The 15,703-nt window shown below is 55.5% G+C and carries 14 protein-coding genes and 6 pseudogenes; 11 read left to right on the top strand and 9 right to left on the bottom strand.

From position 1 onward, the window contains the following. Positions 1–254 precede the first annotated feature (254 nt). The gene (locus tag DM868_RS12460) at positions 255–650 is read right to left on the bottom strand and encodes a PKD domain-containing protein (protein WP_137277162.1); all 396 of its coding nucleotides are present in this window, start codon (positions 648–650) and stop codon (positions 255–257) included. A gap of 364 nt (positions 651–1,014) precedes the next feature. Here DM868_RS12460 and DM868_RS12455 point away from each other — a divergent pair, with 364 nt between their 5' ends. Both DM868_RS12455 and DM868_RS12450 read left to right on the top strand, forming a co-directional pair. After that, positions 1,015–2,010, top strand: a complete 996-nt coding sequence (locus DM868_RS12455) for a ParA family protein (protein WP_137277161.1) — start codon at positions 1,015–1,017, stop codon at positions 2,008–2,010. Beyond that, on the top strand, positions 2,007–2,450 hold the full coding sequence (locus tag DM868_RS12450; RefSeq protein WP_137277160.1) for an acyl-CoA dehydrogenase: 444 nt from the start codon (positions 2,007–2,009) through the stop codon (positions 2,448–2,450). The genes DM868_RS12455 and DM868_RS12450 overlap by 4 nt, the downstream gene beginning before the upstream one ends. Positions 2,451–2,481: 31 nt before the next feature. Here the strand turns inward: DM868_RS12450 and DM868_RS12445 are convergent, their stop codons facing one another. Continuing rightward, entirely contained in the window at positions 2,482–2,874 is a 393-nt protein-coding gene (locus DM868_RS12445) for a winged helix-turn-helix domain-containing protein (protein ID WP_137277159.1), read from the bottom strand. Positions 2,875–2,986: 112 nt separating this feature from the next. Here DM868_RS12445 and DM868_RS12440 point away from each other — a divergent pair, with 112 nt between their 5' ends. Beyond that, on the top strand, positions 2,987–3,655 hold the full coding sequence (locus DM868_RS12440) for a DUF7509 family protein (RefSeq protein WP_137277158.1): 669 nt from the start codon (positions 2,987–2,989) through the stop codon (positions 3,653–3,655). A gap of 92 nt (positions 3,656–3,747) precedes the next feature. Here the strand turns inward: DM868_RS12440 and DM868_RS15355 are convergent. The 3 pseudogenes from DM868_RS15355 to DM868_RS15815 all read right to left on the bottom strand — a co-directional run. Continuing rightward, positions 3,748–4,311: pseudogene (locus tag DM868_RS15355) on the bottom strand (hypothetical protein); the annotation flags it as partial. A gap of 35 nt (positions 4,312–4,346) precedes the next feature. After that, positions 4,347–5,619, bottom strand: a pseudogene (locus DM868_RS15715) (RNA-guided endonuclease InsQ/TnpB family protein). A 118-nt stretch (positions 5,620–5,737) separates the two neighbouring features. Further along, positions 5,738–6,147: pseudogene (locus DM868_RS15815) on the bottom strand (hypothetical protein); the annotation flags it as partial. A 219-nt stretch (positions 6,148–6,366) separates the two neighbouring features. Here DM868_RS15815 and DM868_RS12420 point away from each other — a divergent pair. After that, positions 6,367–6,669 (top strand): hypothetical protein, encoded by a 303-nt coding sequence (locus tag DM868_RS12420; RefSeq protein WP_137277157.1) that lies wholly within the window; start codon positions 6,367–6,369, stop codon positions 6,667–6,669. A 157-nt stretch (positions 6,670–6,826) separates the two neighbouring features. On the opposite strand, the gene DM868_RS12415 is transcribed toward DM868_RS12420, so the two are convergent. Beyond that, positions 6,827–7,894 (bottom strand): 2,3-butanediol dehydrogenase, encoded by a 1,068-nt coding sequence (locus tag DM868_RS12415; protein ID WP_137277156.1) that lies wholly within the window; start codon positions 7,892–7,894, stop codon positions 6,827–6,829. Positions 7,895–7,995: 101 nt separating this feature from the next. On the opposite strand from DM868_RS12415, the pseudogene DM868_RS12410 reads away from it, so the two are divergent. The 4 genes and pseudogenes from DM868_RS12410 to DM868_RS12395 all read left to right on the top strand — a co-directional run bounded on the left by DM868_RS12410 (position 7,996) and on the right by DM868_RS12395 (position 10,599). Then, positions 7,996–8,630, top strand: a pseudogene (locus tag DM868_RS12410) (IS6 family transposase). Between the two features lie 266 nt (positions 8,631–8,896). Next, positions 8,897–9,094 (top strand): annotated as a pseudogene (locus DM868_RS15540) (hypothetical protein); the annotation flags it as partial. Further along, entirely contained in the window at positions 9,072–9,521 is a 450-nt protein-coding gene (locus tag DM868_RS12400) for a universal stress protein (protein WP_137277155.1), read from the top strand. The pseudogene DM868_RS15540 and the gene DM868_RS12400, both read left to right, overlap by 23 nt. Before the next feature lie 172 nt (positions 9,522–9,693). Beyond that, the gene (locus DM868_RS12395) at positions 9,694–10,599 is read left to right on the top strand and encodes a hypothetical protein (RefSeq protein ID WP_137277154.1); all 906 of its coding nucleotides are present in this window, start codon (positions 9,694–9,696) and stop codon (positions 10,597–10,599) included. A 22-nt stretch (positions 10,600–10,621) separates the two neighbouring features. Here DM868_RS12395 and DM868_RS12390 read toward each other — a convergent pair whose 3' ends face one another. The 3 genes and pseudogenes from DM868_RS12390 to DM868_RS12380 all read right to left on the bottom strand — a co-directional run bounded on the left by DM868_RS12390 (position 10,622) and on the right by DM868_RS12380 (position 13,809). Then, a complete protein-coding gene (locus tag DM868_RS12390; RefSeq protein WP_137277153.1) occupies positions 10,622–11,443 on the bottom strand; it encodes an IS5 family transposase in 822 nt (273 codons plus the stop codon). Positions 11,444–11,514: 71 nt separating this feature from the next. Continuing rightward, positions 11,515–11,794 (bottom strand): annotated as a pseudogene (locus DM868_RS12385) (ParA family protein); the annotation flags it as partial. A 431-nt stretch (positions 11,795–12,225) separates the two neighbouring features. Beyond that, complete coding sequence (locus DM868_RS12380; protein ID WP_137277192.1) at positions 12,226–13,809, bottom strand: transposase; 1,584 nt, start codon at positions 13,807–13,809, stop codon at positions 12,226–12,228. Between the two features lie 356 nt (positions 13,810–14,165). On the opposite strand from DM868_RS12380, the gene DM868_RS12375 reads away from it, so the two are divergent. The 3 genes from DM868_RS12375 (at position 14,166) to DM868_RS12365 (ending at position 15,703) form a co-directional block, all read left to right on the top strand. Then, on the top strand, positions 14,166–14,390 hold the full coding sequence (locus DM868_RS12375) for a DUF411 domain-containing protein (protein WP_137277152.1): 225 nt from the start codon (positions 14,166–14,168) through the stop codon (positions 14,388–14,390). Between the two features lie 61 nt (positions 14,391–14,451). Then, complete coding sequence (locus tag DM868_RS12370) at positions 14,452–14,823, top strand: hypothetical protein (protein ID WP_137277151.1); 372 nt, start codon at positions 14,452–14,454, stop codon at positions 14,821–14,823. Between the two features lie 7 nt (positions 14,824–14,830). Next, complete coding sequence (locus DM868_RS12365) at positions 14,831–15,703, top strand: class I SAM-dependent methyltransferase (RefSeq protein ID WP_137277150.1); 873 nt, start codon at positions 14,831–14,833, stop codon at positions 15,701–15,703.

Here is a 15,703-nt window from a genome sequence, read left to right as displayed (position 1 = left end):
TTCTCGGCTTGTGGGGGCTCCACAGAGCGCTCTTGCATCCAGACTACACGGTCACTCTCCGTGGTGGCGGCGGGGGTGGGAGACCCTAGAGCAGGGGATACTGTGGCAGGACTCGTCTCATCGCCGACTCCTCACACATTCGTTGAACACCCGTCGCGACCCGGATTACCGTGACCCCGTCTCCCCTCGCGACTTCGTCGCACTCTGCATCGGCAACGACTGTTCGGTGGTGGGTAACTGACCCGTTCGAACAGTCACATCTCATCCCCACGTCGTCGCCAGACAATCAGCCCCGCAGCCAGCAAGACGAGGAGTGCGAACGCCGGCCCGAACGTCAGGAGTGGGCTGGACGACTGCGCCGGTTCATCGTCCGACTCGTCTGTCGCGGTCGTCTCTTCGCCCGACTCGTCTGTCGCCCCGGGTTCATCGCCAGTCTGGACACTCAGGGTTGCGGTTGCTGTCGACGTCTCTCCGGCATCGTTGCGGATTATCAACCTAACTGTGTATTCGCCGGGCTCGTTCACCTCGAGGGTCGCCGTCTCACCGGTGAGTTCCTGATCTGCAATTGACCACTCGTAGGCCACGATCTCACCGACAGAGGGGCCTGATAATAGGACGAGCCGAGACCGGCCTTCGTGGGTAGGAGAAATACGAGAGGCTCACCTCATCAAACAATTGCAAGCCGAGAATCAATCGCGATCTGTTATTGGCCCATGATGAACGTCTGTAACAGCTATCTGTAACAATTTGATGGATGCCAGCTGCATACCCACAAGTTCGCCACGGATATCTATCACAGAATTCTGTAATTGTTATCTGTAACGACTATCTGTAATAAATGAAGTTGTACAAAATCACGAGACTTCCATGATTACAGCTATCTATTAAAGCTATCTGCTACAGCTATCTATTACAGCTATCTATTACAGCTATCTATTACAGCTATCTGCTACGGAAAGAAGGTACAGATGTCTGACACAGATTTATGCTATAGGAGGTGAAATTACGAGGCGTATGATTACGGCCGTGGTTTACTCGGAGTCAGGTGGAACGTACAAGACGACAATGACAGCCAATGTCGCAGTCGCGCTCAAGCGCATGGGTCAGAATATCCTCGTGCTGGATCTTGATCCACAAGAAGGGAATCTGACCAGTCTCTTCGATGTCGGCGAGCGCCGGGGTGATCCAGAAGCAGATAATCTGGTCAAACACATTCTCGACATGCCAGACGGAGACTTCCGCGATCTCATCGAAACAACTGCTGAAGGCGTCGATATCATCCCAAGCCACGATATGCTCAGCGATTTTACATCCAACCTAGAGCAGAAAATCTCCTACGAAACGGGAATGCAGAACATGAGCCGCGAAGAGTATCCCCGGTATGAGCTGTTGTATGAATTGCTCTGGAACAAGCAGGAACTACACGAGGAATATGACGCCGTCCTTATCGATCCAAATGCACGAGCGGAGGATCTACTCTATAACGCCATTTTCGCACTGCGGACACTCGTCGCACCCGTCAAACCAGCTGGGAAGGGGAATCTAAGTTTGGAAGGACTGGAGGAACTCGTCGGGAACATGGAGAGTCAATTGGATATCGAGATCGGACTGTCCTGTGTCGTTCCGTCAGGTGTTGGTCAAACGAACGCCCACCAGCAATACCAGCAGCAGTTCGAGGACACCGAGGCATTTGCCACCCCCGTCACCATCGGGAATCGAGAAAGTCTCATGGATGCCATGTGGGAGGCCAGAGGATCGGCGTTCAAGGTGATCGAAGAGCGATGGAAAACCTTCGAGAAGGATGGTAAGATGGTAAGTGAACCCGGCCAGCGACGAGTGCGTGACAGAGAAATAGAGACGCTACAGAAATTGTATGAACTTGCCTGGTTCATTGCAACCGACACGTTCGACGCCGACGTCGACCCAGTACTGGAACTCGAGATTCAGGATCACGAAAAGAAGATCATCAACCTACGAGAGGCCGATACAACGGAGGTGACAACCGCATGAGTAATTTCAAATCCGGCTCGGGGAATCTTGATTTCGGCGGGAGCGACGGAACTGATGAAGAGGACGAAGCTCCCGCCGAAACAACGGAGACTCAGGCCGAGGAGGAAAAGCCCAAATCGAAACCGGCGGAACAGGCCCCCCCAACTGCACCGACGCAAGGAACCACAGAAGAGTCAGAAGCTGGTTCTCCAACCGAGGAATATCCGTATTTTGTTCGGCGAAACAACGTCGGGGACGAACGCGACACGCGGCTCGAAATCCATGTTCGAGACAAAGTAGCGGATCAGGAAGCCGAATTCCGAAATGCAGTTGCCAACCAGCTCGGAGTGAACGAGATCTCGAAAACAGACGCTCGAGAGTTCGCCCTTCTCGCCGCGTTTCACCATCCCGAGCGTGTCGCTGAACTAATGCGGAACGAGGGGTTTGGTGCCCTCGGTTGACGTCCTCCTGCGACTAACGCGGAGGAGGATATCATGAATAAGCGTCGTTGAATTCGCGTTCACGGCGCATCAGTTCCTCAACGCCGTGCTCGAGGATGCCGCGCCCCATCGCTGTCGGCCGATAGTACGTGTAAAAGCCCTGGCTGTCGGCGGTCCGTCGCTGTCGCTTGTCGACGAGCCCGACGTCGACCAGTTCGTCGAGATGGTAGTGGAAATTGTGGGATTCGACATCGACCGCGGCCTTGAGATCGGCAGCACTCAGCTCGTCGTTGGCGACGAGCGTGCGGAGGATCCGGAACCGCGTCGGGTGACCGATCGCCTGTTGCATCGCGAGGTACTCCTCGAGCGTCAGCCCGCTATCTTCGGGAAGAGGTGGCTCCGGCTGGCGAACCTCCTCTGTTGGCTGGTGATTGGTTTCAGACATCTGAGGGTGCCTCAGGTCCTACGTTGGGACGCCACGTACTTAGTCGTTCTCGACTAGAATATTCCTGAAAACACCGATATTTATACACTGCCGTTCCGAATCGACGAGTCGAATGCGGCAACGGATTATCGACAACCTCCCCCGTGCCGCCGGTGATTCAGCTGCGCTCGCTCCAGTCCAGCGGGAACAGTTTCTCGTCTATTTGATGGGCCCATACCGGACGTTCGATGTCGACGCGCTGCTGCCGGCGGACGCCGATATCAAAACCGATGCCCCGTCGTTTGCGACGTGGGACGAGACCAGCGGCGAGTACGCCGAAGATGATGTCTTGCGGCTCCTCCAGGAAACGCGGGATTGTCTCCGCGATCGTGGCTTCAATGCCTTCCTCGCGATCGACGTGGGAATCCCGCTCGACAAGATGGATGCTGCCACACAGAGTATCGCCTTTGCGCAGGCGAGTAATGCAACGATTTTCATCGCCCCACAGGTCGGCGATAATCTCGGTGTTGGAATCGAGATCGGCAGCGTCCTCGAGGATATTCTGTCGACAGCTGGAATGCAGGGGCCGGCAACCGACGCGACGCCACCAGAGCGCACACGGCGGGTCATGGTCGCGACCGAACCATCGGTTCGAAGTGCAATGCTTGGCGCCGTCCACGCACGTTGGGACGCCGGTGTCCGGACGTTCAGCGATGCCGCGAACTGCTGTCGGCTCTGCGCGCAGTTCTGCACCCACATTCAGAACGAGGAGCTCTATGGCTCGCTTGATCGCCTCGACTGATCGGACTCGCAGTCAGCTAGGAATGTTCGATTGAGAAGCTGTCGCCGCCGGATCTGCTGCGAGCGTTACCCGGCAGCGATACTCGTCATTCCTCACTGCACCTCGGAACCAGTACGAAAGCTCGTGAGTTCGTCGATCCGCTCTTCCAAGTCCTCAATCTCGCTACGGAGGACATCCGCCTCCTCGCTTTCAGTGGTCGCGAGTCGGTCCTTCAATCCCTGCAATCACGTCGCTTTCACGTCCTCGTTGACGTCGGCCTTCCTGACGTACGCCCGCTCGTCAATGTCGTAGACGTCCTGCTCGTGGCGGTCAGTCACGTCAAGTGCGTCATCGACCTTGTCCGGGTCAACGCCGAGTACACGATCCCGATCGATACCGGCATCCTCCACCGCGGCGAGGACCTCTGTATCGTCCTTCAGTGAGTTCGAGCGGCGAGAAGTTCGCTGGACGGAGCCGCACTGGGCATGAACTGGCTGGTCGTGATGGACGCGATCAAGGAGGCTGCCGGCGATGTCTTTCCGAAGGTCGTTCGCGCCACGTTGCACGTCCGAGAGTAGCGTGTAAAGGTCGATGAGGGTCTCCGTCTCCAAGGTGTTCATGCGGGTCGGATCGTGGCGTTCTATTGCGTCGATCAACAGGAGCGCATCAGCGTGAACTACCACGGGCGCGGTGGCCCGTGGCTTCCTGTGGATTAATCGGACACACCCGCGACACCATCGGCGTGATGACCTATAGCGGTGTCGTGGGTTACGGTCGGCTGGTTCACACAGCCCGATGCCTGCCGTCGCATCTTTCGTACGTTGGGAAGCGTCTTGAGAGCAGGCACATCTCGATTCAGTTTCTCCAACCCTTTCTTGGCGACGTTGATAGCCGCATTCCGGTCAGCGTGGTCTTGTCGCCCACACTCCACACACTTGAACCGCTTCTTGTCCCGATTTGCACGAGTCGTATGCTCACACTCAGTGAGCGAACACGACTGACTCGTATATTCAGGTTTAATCTCCTCGCTCGGGATGTCTTGAAACGCGGCCTTGTACGTGATGAAATCCCGGAGTTTGCGGAACGGGAGACTGTGGAGACGACGGTTCAGCCGGGTGCCGTAGTCAATCGAGTCCCGCATCTCTTTGAGGTCTTCAAAGACGATGACAGGACAGTCGAACTGCGACACCCACTCCACCACTCGTCGTGATACTTTGTGGAGTTGGTCATGGACGAACCGTTCTTCTTTTTGCTCGAACGCCCGGTCGAACGATAACTTCTCGGCGTTCTGCATCCGTTTCCGCATCGTGAAGTATCGATGTCGTTCTTCCTTGATTTCCGGGTAGTCGATGACAACCGAATTAACGATGTCGTATTCATCGAGCGCGGCGAGAGCAACACAGTCCTCGTTGATGTCCACACCAATCACCGTCTGTTGAGTCCTGCTTGTCCCGAACGCTTGCCTCCGTGTGGGTGATGTTGATGTGGAGTTCGTAGTTGCCGTTACGCTTCATGGCTTCCGCTGTACCGACACGCCACGCATCCGATTCGATAGCGGTTCGGAGTTGTCCAAGGGCATCGGGAGAACCGTGGAGAGTTCCCTTCACCGGGTGGTACGGCTTCGCGCTAATTCGGTAGCGGATGCAGTCGTCTTCGAGGAACAGGTTGTAGCCTTCCTCGTAGTTCGACCGGAGCGGATACGCACCGTCTTTGGTGTGGCTAGGTTGGTTGTAGTCGTCGTACTCGTAGTAGTTCTCCATCGCTCCCAGCGATTTCTGTACGACGAGTTGCGCCGTGTTATTCACGAGGTCAGCGTCGGACTCCAAGTCCTCTCGAATTTCTCCCCAGTCATCACCGTGTTTCGCTCTGCGGATTGTTTCGTTATATGTGCGGCGGGATTCGAGGAAGGCGTCGTTCAGAAGTTGCGGACCATTCTCGTCGGGGTCAAGTTCGAAGACGAGTGTTTTGGTCAGCGACTTCTGCATATTTGAATCGTGGTACTGCGGTATTGTAAACATATGGACTACAGGTTATGGGTTGGTCGAGTGTCAGGCTTCATCCCCGACCACGGTAGGTCGGGGTACTCGCCCTCGCCCTTCTAGTATAGACGCCGACATCCGGCTCAGTTCTATCGGCAGTCTCGGCAGGGCCATCATCAATCGCCTGGGTCGAATCTGGAGCGTCCGTTTCAACGAGTATCCCGGCATCCTCGTCAATCTCGAATTACGGATGGAGCGTTAGCATGGCAGCATAGGGTTCGGCATCCGGCGGAAGCCGGTCAAGCTCAAAGCCGCCACTCGCATCCTGAACGCGTCGATAGAGCGTTTCGAACTGGTCGCGCTGGAGCGGCTGAGAATCGTCCGAGTCAGAATTTCGATGATGACGCGGTGTTCTTGTATATCGGTGATACGAAACTTCGTGTGTGAAAGCGGTGTGATGAGAGTGGCATCCGAAGAAAGCTCCTCGGCCGCTTCGAGGAGTGTGTGCCAGTTTCCGCTGAACGACGTATCTATACTCTCGCTGCTGAGAGCTTAAAATCCCCAGTCCGGCTAGGTTGCAGGGTGGACAGAGCTGTCGACAGAAGCTCGTCGTACTCGTGTACATCCCAATACGATCCACTCGCCACTATCATAGTCCGTCAATACGCGTGAGCGAATCAACAGCGGAGCGGACGAACCTGCAGGAATCATGCGGTCCGCGCATACTTGTACGAACGGGTGGTAGCATCGGCCATGACGGATGAGGATGAGCCGGTCCAGGATTGCACTCTGGACGAGCCGGTGGATATCCCAGCAGCACTCGAGGCGGCCGCAGTCGAATATCTTGATGTCGACGACCAGCGGACGATCGTGATCTATCAGCACGCGATTCTGATGGTTATCGCCAGTACGGGACGAGTAACGGAAACACGAGAATTTACAGTCGAACTCTGGGAAGAGCCGCCGGACGGCCTTCCTCGAGACCCGAATGATCTCGTCACAGCATTCCTCGATGAACTACTGGCAACCACCGATGCAGTTCGTACTGAACCCTGAATTCCGCCCACTACGGAAGGATATTGACGAGCACGACGGTCTAGCCTTTTGTATAGAGAGCCATCGTAGAACCGAGAAAGAAGAGGGACCGATGGCACAGGCACCGACTATCACCGAGGCAGCGATCCGCATCCTCGCTCGACCTAACTTGCTGCCGTCAGGGCGAGACGAGGATCTTCACCTGTTCGCCCGGTTCGGTGAGCGCTTCGAAGCCGTCTTCGACCACGTCGTCGAGGTCGATCCGCTTCGTGACGAGCGGATCTGGGTCGAGTCGGTCGTCCGATAGCGCCTCCAGCACGGCCGCGAACTCATATTCGGCGGCCCGTGGCCCGGTCCGGTAGGCGATCGAGCCGACGATCGACCGCTCGGCCATCATCAGGTAGTTCGGCTGAATCGTCGCCTCGTCTTCGAACACGCTGACGAGCAGTACCTCGCCACCGCGGATCGTCGTCCGGATTGCGGTTTCGAGCGCCGGTTCGACGCCTGCCGCCTCGTAGGCCACGTCAGTACCTCCGTTCGTCCGACTCGATATCCAGCGGACGGGGTCGACATCGGTCGGGTCGATGCCTCTCATGCCGAGTTCGTCGGCGACGGCCCGACGGCCGTCCTGCGGTTCGCTCACGTAGACGCGCCTCGCCCCGGCCAACCGACTGGTCTGGGCGATGCCGAGGCCGATCGGTCCGGCACCGAAGACGGCGCAGTCGTCACCGGACTGGAGGCTCGACCGACGGACGGCGTGCAGTGCGACGGCGTACGGTTCGGTGAGTGTGGCATAATCGAGGCCAACGTCGTCGGGGACGGGGACGACTTGCGAGGCAGGGACCACGGCTCGTTCGGCGAGACCACCACCCCATCCAGCGAGGCCGATACTCCCGCCGGAGACACAGCGGTGGTAATTGCCCTCCTGACAGAACCGGCATTCGCCACACCAGATAGCCGGGTTGACCGTGACGCGGTCACCGACAGTGACGTCATCGACGGCTTCCCCCGCGTCGCTCACGGTCCCGCTGAACTCGTGGCCCAGCGTTAGTGGTAGGGTTTCGTCGGTGAGCGAGTGCGTATTCTCATCCGGAATCGCGATGGGGCCGGCCGCGTACTCGTGGACGTCGGAGCCACAGATACCGCAGTAGGCGACCTCGATTGCCACGTCGTTCGGACCGACGGACCGGGGTTCGACGTTTTCGACTCGCACGTCTCGTTGACCGTGGTAGACTGCAGCACGCATACACGGCTGTTCCGGATGCCTGTTTAAATAAGTGTGCTCCGCCTAAGGGGCGGTGTTCAGATAAGGATGAAGAGTGAGGCGGTTCGTTTTCTGAGTGCTCTATGCCCGAAAACGACCGCCTCGACAGCTGTTTGAGCGATATCGAGTTAGGTTTTGTGGAACGAGAGGCGACACCGAAACTGCTGATGAAGCTCGGTATTCAGCTCCATCATGCTGGCTTATCACTTTCGAATACCGTTTCGATTCTTGAAATATTCGGTGTCAGTCGAGCTCGGTCCACCGTTCACAACTGGATTCACAAAGCAGAGCCACAGCCTGAATCTGGTCGGAGTCCGGATCACGTCGCGGTCGACGGAACTGTGATCCGACTCAACGACGAGCAGTATTGGCTGTACGCTGCTATCGATCCCGAAACAAACGAATTACTGTATACAACGCTTGAACCAACCACAAACAGCGTAATCGCTCAAACGTTCTTTGCTGAACTCCGCGAGAAACACGACGTTGGCAACGCCGTGTTTCTCATCGATGGTTACCACTCATTGAAATACGCCTGTCGCCGTCACAGCCTCGATTTCAGATATGAAAAACATAGACATCGGAATAGTGTCGAACGTCTATTTTGAGAGATAAAACGACGAACACCAGTTTCTCAAACTGTTTCAGCAACGCCGAAGCAGACACCGCCGACAATTGGCTTCGATCCTTCGTTTTCGCATGGAATCAGCTTATCTGAACACTACCGGATCATCCATTTCGATCACCTCGAATCGAGGCTCTCATCGACGATCGCCTGCATTGTCTGGTGCCCTGCGCCCATCTGACGGGCGCAAAAACAACATATCATTAACCAACATTGGGCCCAGAAAGCGAGCGCCTGTTGGTTAATTAACCCACGGGCCGCAACGATCCAACGCTACCCTTTCTCGGTCTCAGAACAGGGGAGCCTGATCAGTTCCGAAGTCGGAGCCAACGGATGAGTTTACCGGCAGTTTATTCACTCGCTCGAACGTGGCGTCGGTGTTTTTCGGTTTGCGGCAGCGACACGGTGAGACGCTGTGGGCGAGAACGTGGTTCGGTCAATTCCGCGAACTTGTCATGGGATCAATGGTGCGAAACTTCGAACGCGCCACCGAGTATGCAAATCTATTTGCCGTTTTGGATGAAGAATACTGGTATGGCAATACTCGCTGCAATTGATGAAGATGAACGGTCCAGAATCGTCGCCAGAATCGCGTTCAATCTTGCGGAAGCATATGATGACACTCTTGTTGCTTTACACGTAATTCCGGAGGAAGATTTTGAGGCACATAAAGAGTCTTTAAAAAGTATACCCGAGTTTCGGGACTATTCGTTTACACAGGCCGCGGATGCCGCGGCAGACTTCGCCGAGGACTTCGTGCTGGAGACGGTCGATGATATGGATTCGCAACAACTCGAAGGTCGGGGGCGTATGGGAGATGTCGCACAAGAAATTTTGTCAGAAGTTGACTCTCTTGCCCCTCGCTTTCTCGTCATAAGCGGACGGCGTCGATCGCCTACTGGGAAAGCGTTATTTGGGGACACAGCTCAGAAGGTCTTGTTGAATGCTGAGTGTCCTGTCGTGACACAAATGAACGAACAATGAGTATCAAGAATACACAATCCATCATTGAGTAATCTGGCTCTGTTGAAATCCTATTGTTCCGACAGCTTTCCCGCTGAAACAGCTGTTGGGTAGGTGTGCAGACAGAGCAACTAGTAATACTTCCTGAATGACCAGTCTTATATGTGATTTATGACTGCCAAGAAAAAACGTGATGGGAGATCCGGTTGGCTCTGACGAGATTGGTCAACACTACGCCGACCTTGCCGAGGATGTATCGGCCCGGGAAAGGCAGTTGCGGGAAGAACTTCCGATTGAATCGACCGCAGAGATCCATACGCACCTGCGTGGGGTCGTCAACGACTGGGAGAGCGGACGGAAGTCCGTCCGGACGGTCCCGGTCTGTAAAGTCTATACCCAGGAGTTAGGCAAGCCGCTGGAGGAGTCGCTGACACAACTCCTTACGGGACTCGATGCCAGTATTAACGTTCTCGATGATATCATAGACACGCAAGAACTCACGCCTCAGGTCAGGATCGGTCTCACGGTCAACGCGTTGTTTTCGGCGGTTCTCCTCGCCGAGAACTGCCCACCAGGAACTCATGACGAGGTGGGAAACCAGCTACGCGAGTATTTCACCGCGCTATTCCAGATCCCCCTGGTCGAACAGCGGCTATTTGCGTCGATGGAAGATGCTGGGGCGGAGTATCAACGACAGCAAGCAGCCGAGCAGATCTATGCGTACCGATCCCGAGACATCGATGCGTTCGCAGACACAGCTGCCGTCGTCACCGACCTCGACACTGAAACCAAACCGCGGGTCCGCCACGATCTCCGAACGTACCGTGCGCGTCGCCTCTTGTTCAAAGATATCCGTGACGTGGAGCGAGATTTACGTGATGACAATATGACGCCCGTAGTGCAACTTCTTCGGCATCACGAAACAACAGATGAGACTGTTGCCGCAGTAATGGACCTGTATCGTCGCTTCTCGTATTCTGAGGCAGGAAACGAACGGTACATCGATCGGCTCTACGAATTAGAAGGGAAACCAGACGACCTTGAGTCACTACTAACTGAGGCCGAAGAGCGTGTTGACGCAGTTGGGGCCGTCCGATAATTGAGCCCTCTGTATCTAACGTTCAGAGTGTCTTGTCGATGTTGTGAGTGAGACAGCCGACAATGAGTTCCCGGAACTGCTTCCACCAGTGGCTTGAGCGAATGAATGCACCGTACTTTCGTTTGATGCGAGAGTTCACCGTCTCGTTCTGACTCCGTTGGCCGTGGAGGTCGCCGTCCAACCGAACGTTCCACGCTTTGTGGAGTGGCGAGAACTCGCGGGGCTTGATCAGGGGACGAACACCATCTTTTCGAGCTAGGGCACGAACCTTCTGGTCGTCATATCCTTTGTCGCCAAGGAGAACCGCTATTTCGCTGGAATTTCGCTTGATGAGTGACGGCGCAATCTGTGAGTCGTGTTTCCGTGTCGTCGTTACGTGTACGTCGATAATCGCGTTCGACTTTGTGCCTACGAGAAGCGTGACTTTCAACTGCTGAATCGTCAATTTCGCTCGCTTCGTGTAGTGCTTCGAGGCGTAACTGCGGTCAAATCCGGAAGCGTCGATCCCGACGACACCGTTAGTCGGGAGAAGCGTAATTGAGAGGTTGAGAATAACACGCCAGACTGCCATATCGAGCCGGCTACACGCTTTACACAACGTTGAGGGTGACGGGAGTTCGTCCAGATTGATGGCTTTCCGAATGCGGGGCATCTCGATGAGTTCGTCGAGGAGCGTCCTGTAGGTCGTGTTCTTCCGAACTTTGAGACAGAGTAGAACGATGTGCTGGTGGAGTGTGTAGCGTCGTTTTGAGAACTTCGAGGAGTAACGAGCGACAGCTCGACGTGCCAAGTACATCGCTTGCTCAACGAATCGGAGCAACCGCGATTTCAGGAGGGTTTCCATCCGGTCAGACTACTGGCTGAATCTGTAACTCCCTGAGGATTTCAACAGAGCCAGTAATCTCTGATCAGCGTCAGGTCGGAGCCGCTACTCATCGGCGGCTCCTTCCCCTCGACAGTTCGAATGAGGCCATCGAAGTCCCCCTTTGGTCGCCGGATCATATGACGAACGATATTATCGGCAGACTCTGTCCGCTCGTCGTCGACGCGAAATAACCGAGAGAGATCGCCATCCTGTGGAACGAGCGGGACGACAAGCGGTTTTAGACCCGCGCGCGTGCGAGACGGCCAAGTTCGCTGCCGTGGTGGTTTTCCCGACGCCACCAGCCTCGCTGTACGTTGAGTACGCCAACATACGACATTCATCGATTTCAATCATGTTGAGTGTTCGTCAGACATATATTGCACAACAATGTATTGTTCAATTTAATAGATACGTATTGTTCACTTGCATAGTTATGTGTTGTAACTGGCGTGTGGTATTATTAATTAATTGTTTAGTAAAACACAAATAATGAATGTCTGTAGTGAAGATTACTGTTTCTATGGCTTGAAGCGACTAATAACTAGGTTTTCAAGCGTTTGTACCGTTAGCAACACAGTTTCGGAGGATAGGCCAGTTTCAGGTCGAATTATCATCAATTCGTGGTTCCTCTCACCGACCAGTCCTGATTTGGATCCCTACTGGTCGCATCTACCGGACGAGCGTAGGAAATTGCGCGGATTTTGGCGCTGCTGAATACGGTTGTCACTCTTGAGCGGCGGACCCAGCGAGATCTCAGCGGGTTAGTCGTGTGGAATCAACGACGAGGCAACGAGCTCAACACACTCACCCGCAGTCAACACGGGTGCGTAGTCCATCTCTCCGTCGACACCTGCTTTCAGCAGGAAATCGGTGAGCCGCCAGATATTGTACAAGAGGATCGCGAACACGAAGTAGAACAGGCGAACGCGGTAGTCTTTCGAGGAGGTCTTGGCGAGAAAGTCACCTTTGATCGATTTGTACTCACTCTCGATCTGCCACCGGCGGCTGTAGCGCTGACAGAACGACTCGGCTTCCTCCGGACCGACTCGGAGATTCGTCGCGAAGACGGCCGTCCCCTCACCACTCGTCGACGGCACGTACAGGAGCCGCATTGGATGCGATCCAGATTCCACATGGACAGAAGCTGACTCAACGGCCACCTCTTGGTCGTCTTCCTCCATTTGTTCGAGTACATCCCGTTCAGAGCTGGAGACTCGCTTCGGAATGAGGTAGTTCACATCGAGGTTTGAGAGCGTCTGAAACACGCGTATCGAATCGAACTCCCGATCACACAGCACTGTCTCGATCGGAACGTGTTCTTTCGCTCGTCGAACCAGTCGCCGCACAGTGCGATGAATCTGATTCGACGAGTTCTCATCCCACTCAGAACTCTCTCGAACCGGCTCGACAGCTAAGATCAGCGGAATGTTCTGTCCGATGATCGAAAGCGTCGCAAATTTGAACGCGCGACCCCCATCATCTTTCGTCCCGCTGACCATCGGCATCTCCTCGACATCGCCGTAGTACGGAATAGTCGTGATGTCGATCGCAGCGGTTACTGGTCGACGAAAGGATGCTTCGGAGGCGATAACTGAGAGCAAGCGATCTGTCGTCTCATTGAATCCATCTACGAGATTTTCAGAGTCGAACTGCTTGACAGCACGAAGGTGCGTGTCACCGTGTGGTCCGTACTCCGCGCCGCGCCGATACTGGAAGCGCGCAGCTCCTTGGGCGGTGCCGCACCGAACCATCCCCATGAAGGTCTGTAACTCGAAGAACCGCGTGTCCTCGTAGGACGCGTTGTCGGCCCGCCCAGATTCGAAGTAGCCGAAGGCGTGATCGCGTGCGAGGCGCGTCGTCTGGACGATCTCGTCCTGTGAGAAATGGTCATTCTCCACTGAGTCCTCCTCTACTGGAGGCTCGTCGACGATTTCTGCCTTGGGGCGAACCTCAGGTGCAGGGATGTCGGAATCGTGGACCTCTTTGACGACGAAGTGAGCCGCGGTCTGCACGTACTCCTGAACAGCGTTGTCGAATCGATTCCGCCACGCCCGCGAGAATGCTGATTCGTCAGGAACACGGCCGAATCCGAAGATTGTGGTGACTTCGGGTTGTCGCGTCAATCGACGTGTGAAGGCTGCGTAGGAGTCGCCTGTGATCTCCATGAAAATGAACGAGAGCACCATCGCGCGAAAGGAAAGCGGGGCAGGATGCCACGCTGGATACTCGTCTTCGATGGCATCGATTGATTGATCGAGACGCTCGAACGCGGTGACGAGGTCAGTTTCAGGGAGATTATTTCGGATAGCTATCCCAATCTGATACGCTTCGCACAGATAGCGCATTCGTGGACTCTCACGAGGATGCGAGCCGCTAGAACCACTCATGCGAGGTATTGGGAAAGATTACAAAATCAACGCTTCGGAGCTTGGTAAGGGTTTGTGGATAGTCTATAATTCAGCTGCTGAGGTCTATAACTAAACCTTCGTGTCCGTGTTCGTGCTGTACAACGTTTGGCAGCTCGTAGATTTGTTGGTCAAACTCGTCATTAATGGCGAGAACTCGACATAGGAACCGCGTGTGGACGCGAACCAAGTCTTGACAGTGGCAAAAGTACTACAGTCTCGACTCGCCGGACTAACGACAGATGTCGTTGCGTGTCTACTGCTTGCTGAGCGGCGGCACTGTTTGTTGACCGCTTCTGAATCAGAGTTATCACACCCTCGTTCTCGACGAGTACGTCGTCGAAGGACACGTCCCTGACGAGGTCATCGCGGCAATGCTCAACGAAAACCCGGCGATCGACGGCATCTCGTTGCCCGGTATGCCGGCCGGGTCGCCGGGGATGGGCGGGACGAAGTCCGGCTCGTTCACCGTCTACGCACTCGGTGGCGGGAAGACAGGTGAGGTGTACGCCGAAATATAGGTGCCTGATCGAGTGAGCACCTGGTCAAGATACTTTGGGACGGCGGACGACGGTCTGAACGATGATTAGACGACTCCTCCACGACATCGGATATGTGATCGCATATGTTCTCTTTGTCGGCGCGAATACACCGGAATCGGTCGTCAAGCGTCTCCGCGTGGCGTACCGAATCGTCGGCGTCCGGATCGTCGAGACGCCGCAAGTCGATTCAGTTGAGCGGACGATCTTCCTGTGTCCATACCGGAATTTGGCTGCCAACTGGTTTGGTGAGAAGTGGATTTGTCACGACATTCTCGACCGCGTTGACGACGGATACGTGACGTATCTCCGCCGGCACAAGGGAATAGAGTACCAGCGCCCCCGCGGGTGTGCCGACCTCGCTTACTGCGACGAGTCCGAGTACTGTTACTCGGAGGTTTCCGGACTCGAGTAGGCCTTCTATGGATAAGAACCCCCTCCGCAAGCGTATCACCGACCAGTTCTCCTACCGCGGTGATCGGGCCGGCATCTGGCGGGCGTTCGACCTCCTGCTCGACACTGACGAGTTTCTTAATCTCGGCTACTCGGAGTGGTACCAACCGCATGTCGTCGGGTCGAGTCAGCGTCGCCTTGTTGGGGAGGTCGGATCGAGGGTCGCGTCGTACCTGCCCGCCACGGACGGCATTCGGCTCCTCGATGTGGGGTGTGGACGGGGTGGTCCGGCGATCCACCTCGCCGATCGATTCGGATTCAGCGTCACTGGACTAGACCTCGTTCCGTACAACATCGAGCGGGCAACCGAGAACGCACGTGAGGAGCACGTCGAGGCCGGATTCGTCGTCGGCGATGCGACGCAACTTCCGTTCACGGAGGCATCGTTTACCGCGTGTACAGCCATCGATGCGCTCGTGTATCTCCCCGACCGGAAAAGCGTCTTCGCCGCGATCGCAGATGTCCTCGAACCTGAGGGGGTCCTCGTGCTTTCCGATCTCGTGATGCAGTCCGACGTGGGCGAGAAGGAACAAGTGTTTGTCGACTCGTTCGCAGACGCGTGGGATATGCCGTCGTTAGGTACTGTCGAGGGATACAAATCCGCTCTCGACAATGCGAGTTTTGAGGTTAAAACGGTCGAAGATATCACGCGACACAGTGTTGGACGATTCCGGAAATGGACGACGCTGTACCTCCAACTTCTCAGGAGCCCGATCCGGCCTCTCTTGGAGCGACTGTTACGAGCGTATGATCTCGATCCATCGGCGATTACCAAGCAGGTGAGAAATGCGCACCACGCGTTGCCGTTCCTCCAGCACGTCATCCTTGTTGCGAAGAGGTGA

Origin of the sequence: Natronomonas salsuginis (assembly GCF_005239135.1) — an archaeon.
GTDB classification, from domain to species: Archaea; Halobacteriota; Halobacteria; order Halobacteriales; family Haloarculaceae; genus Natronomonas; species Natronomonas salsuginis.
The sequence above is the reverse complement of the archived record's forward strand: the minus strand, read 5'-3'. Positions and strand labels throughout refer to the sequence as shown.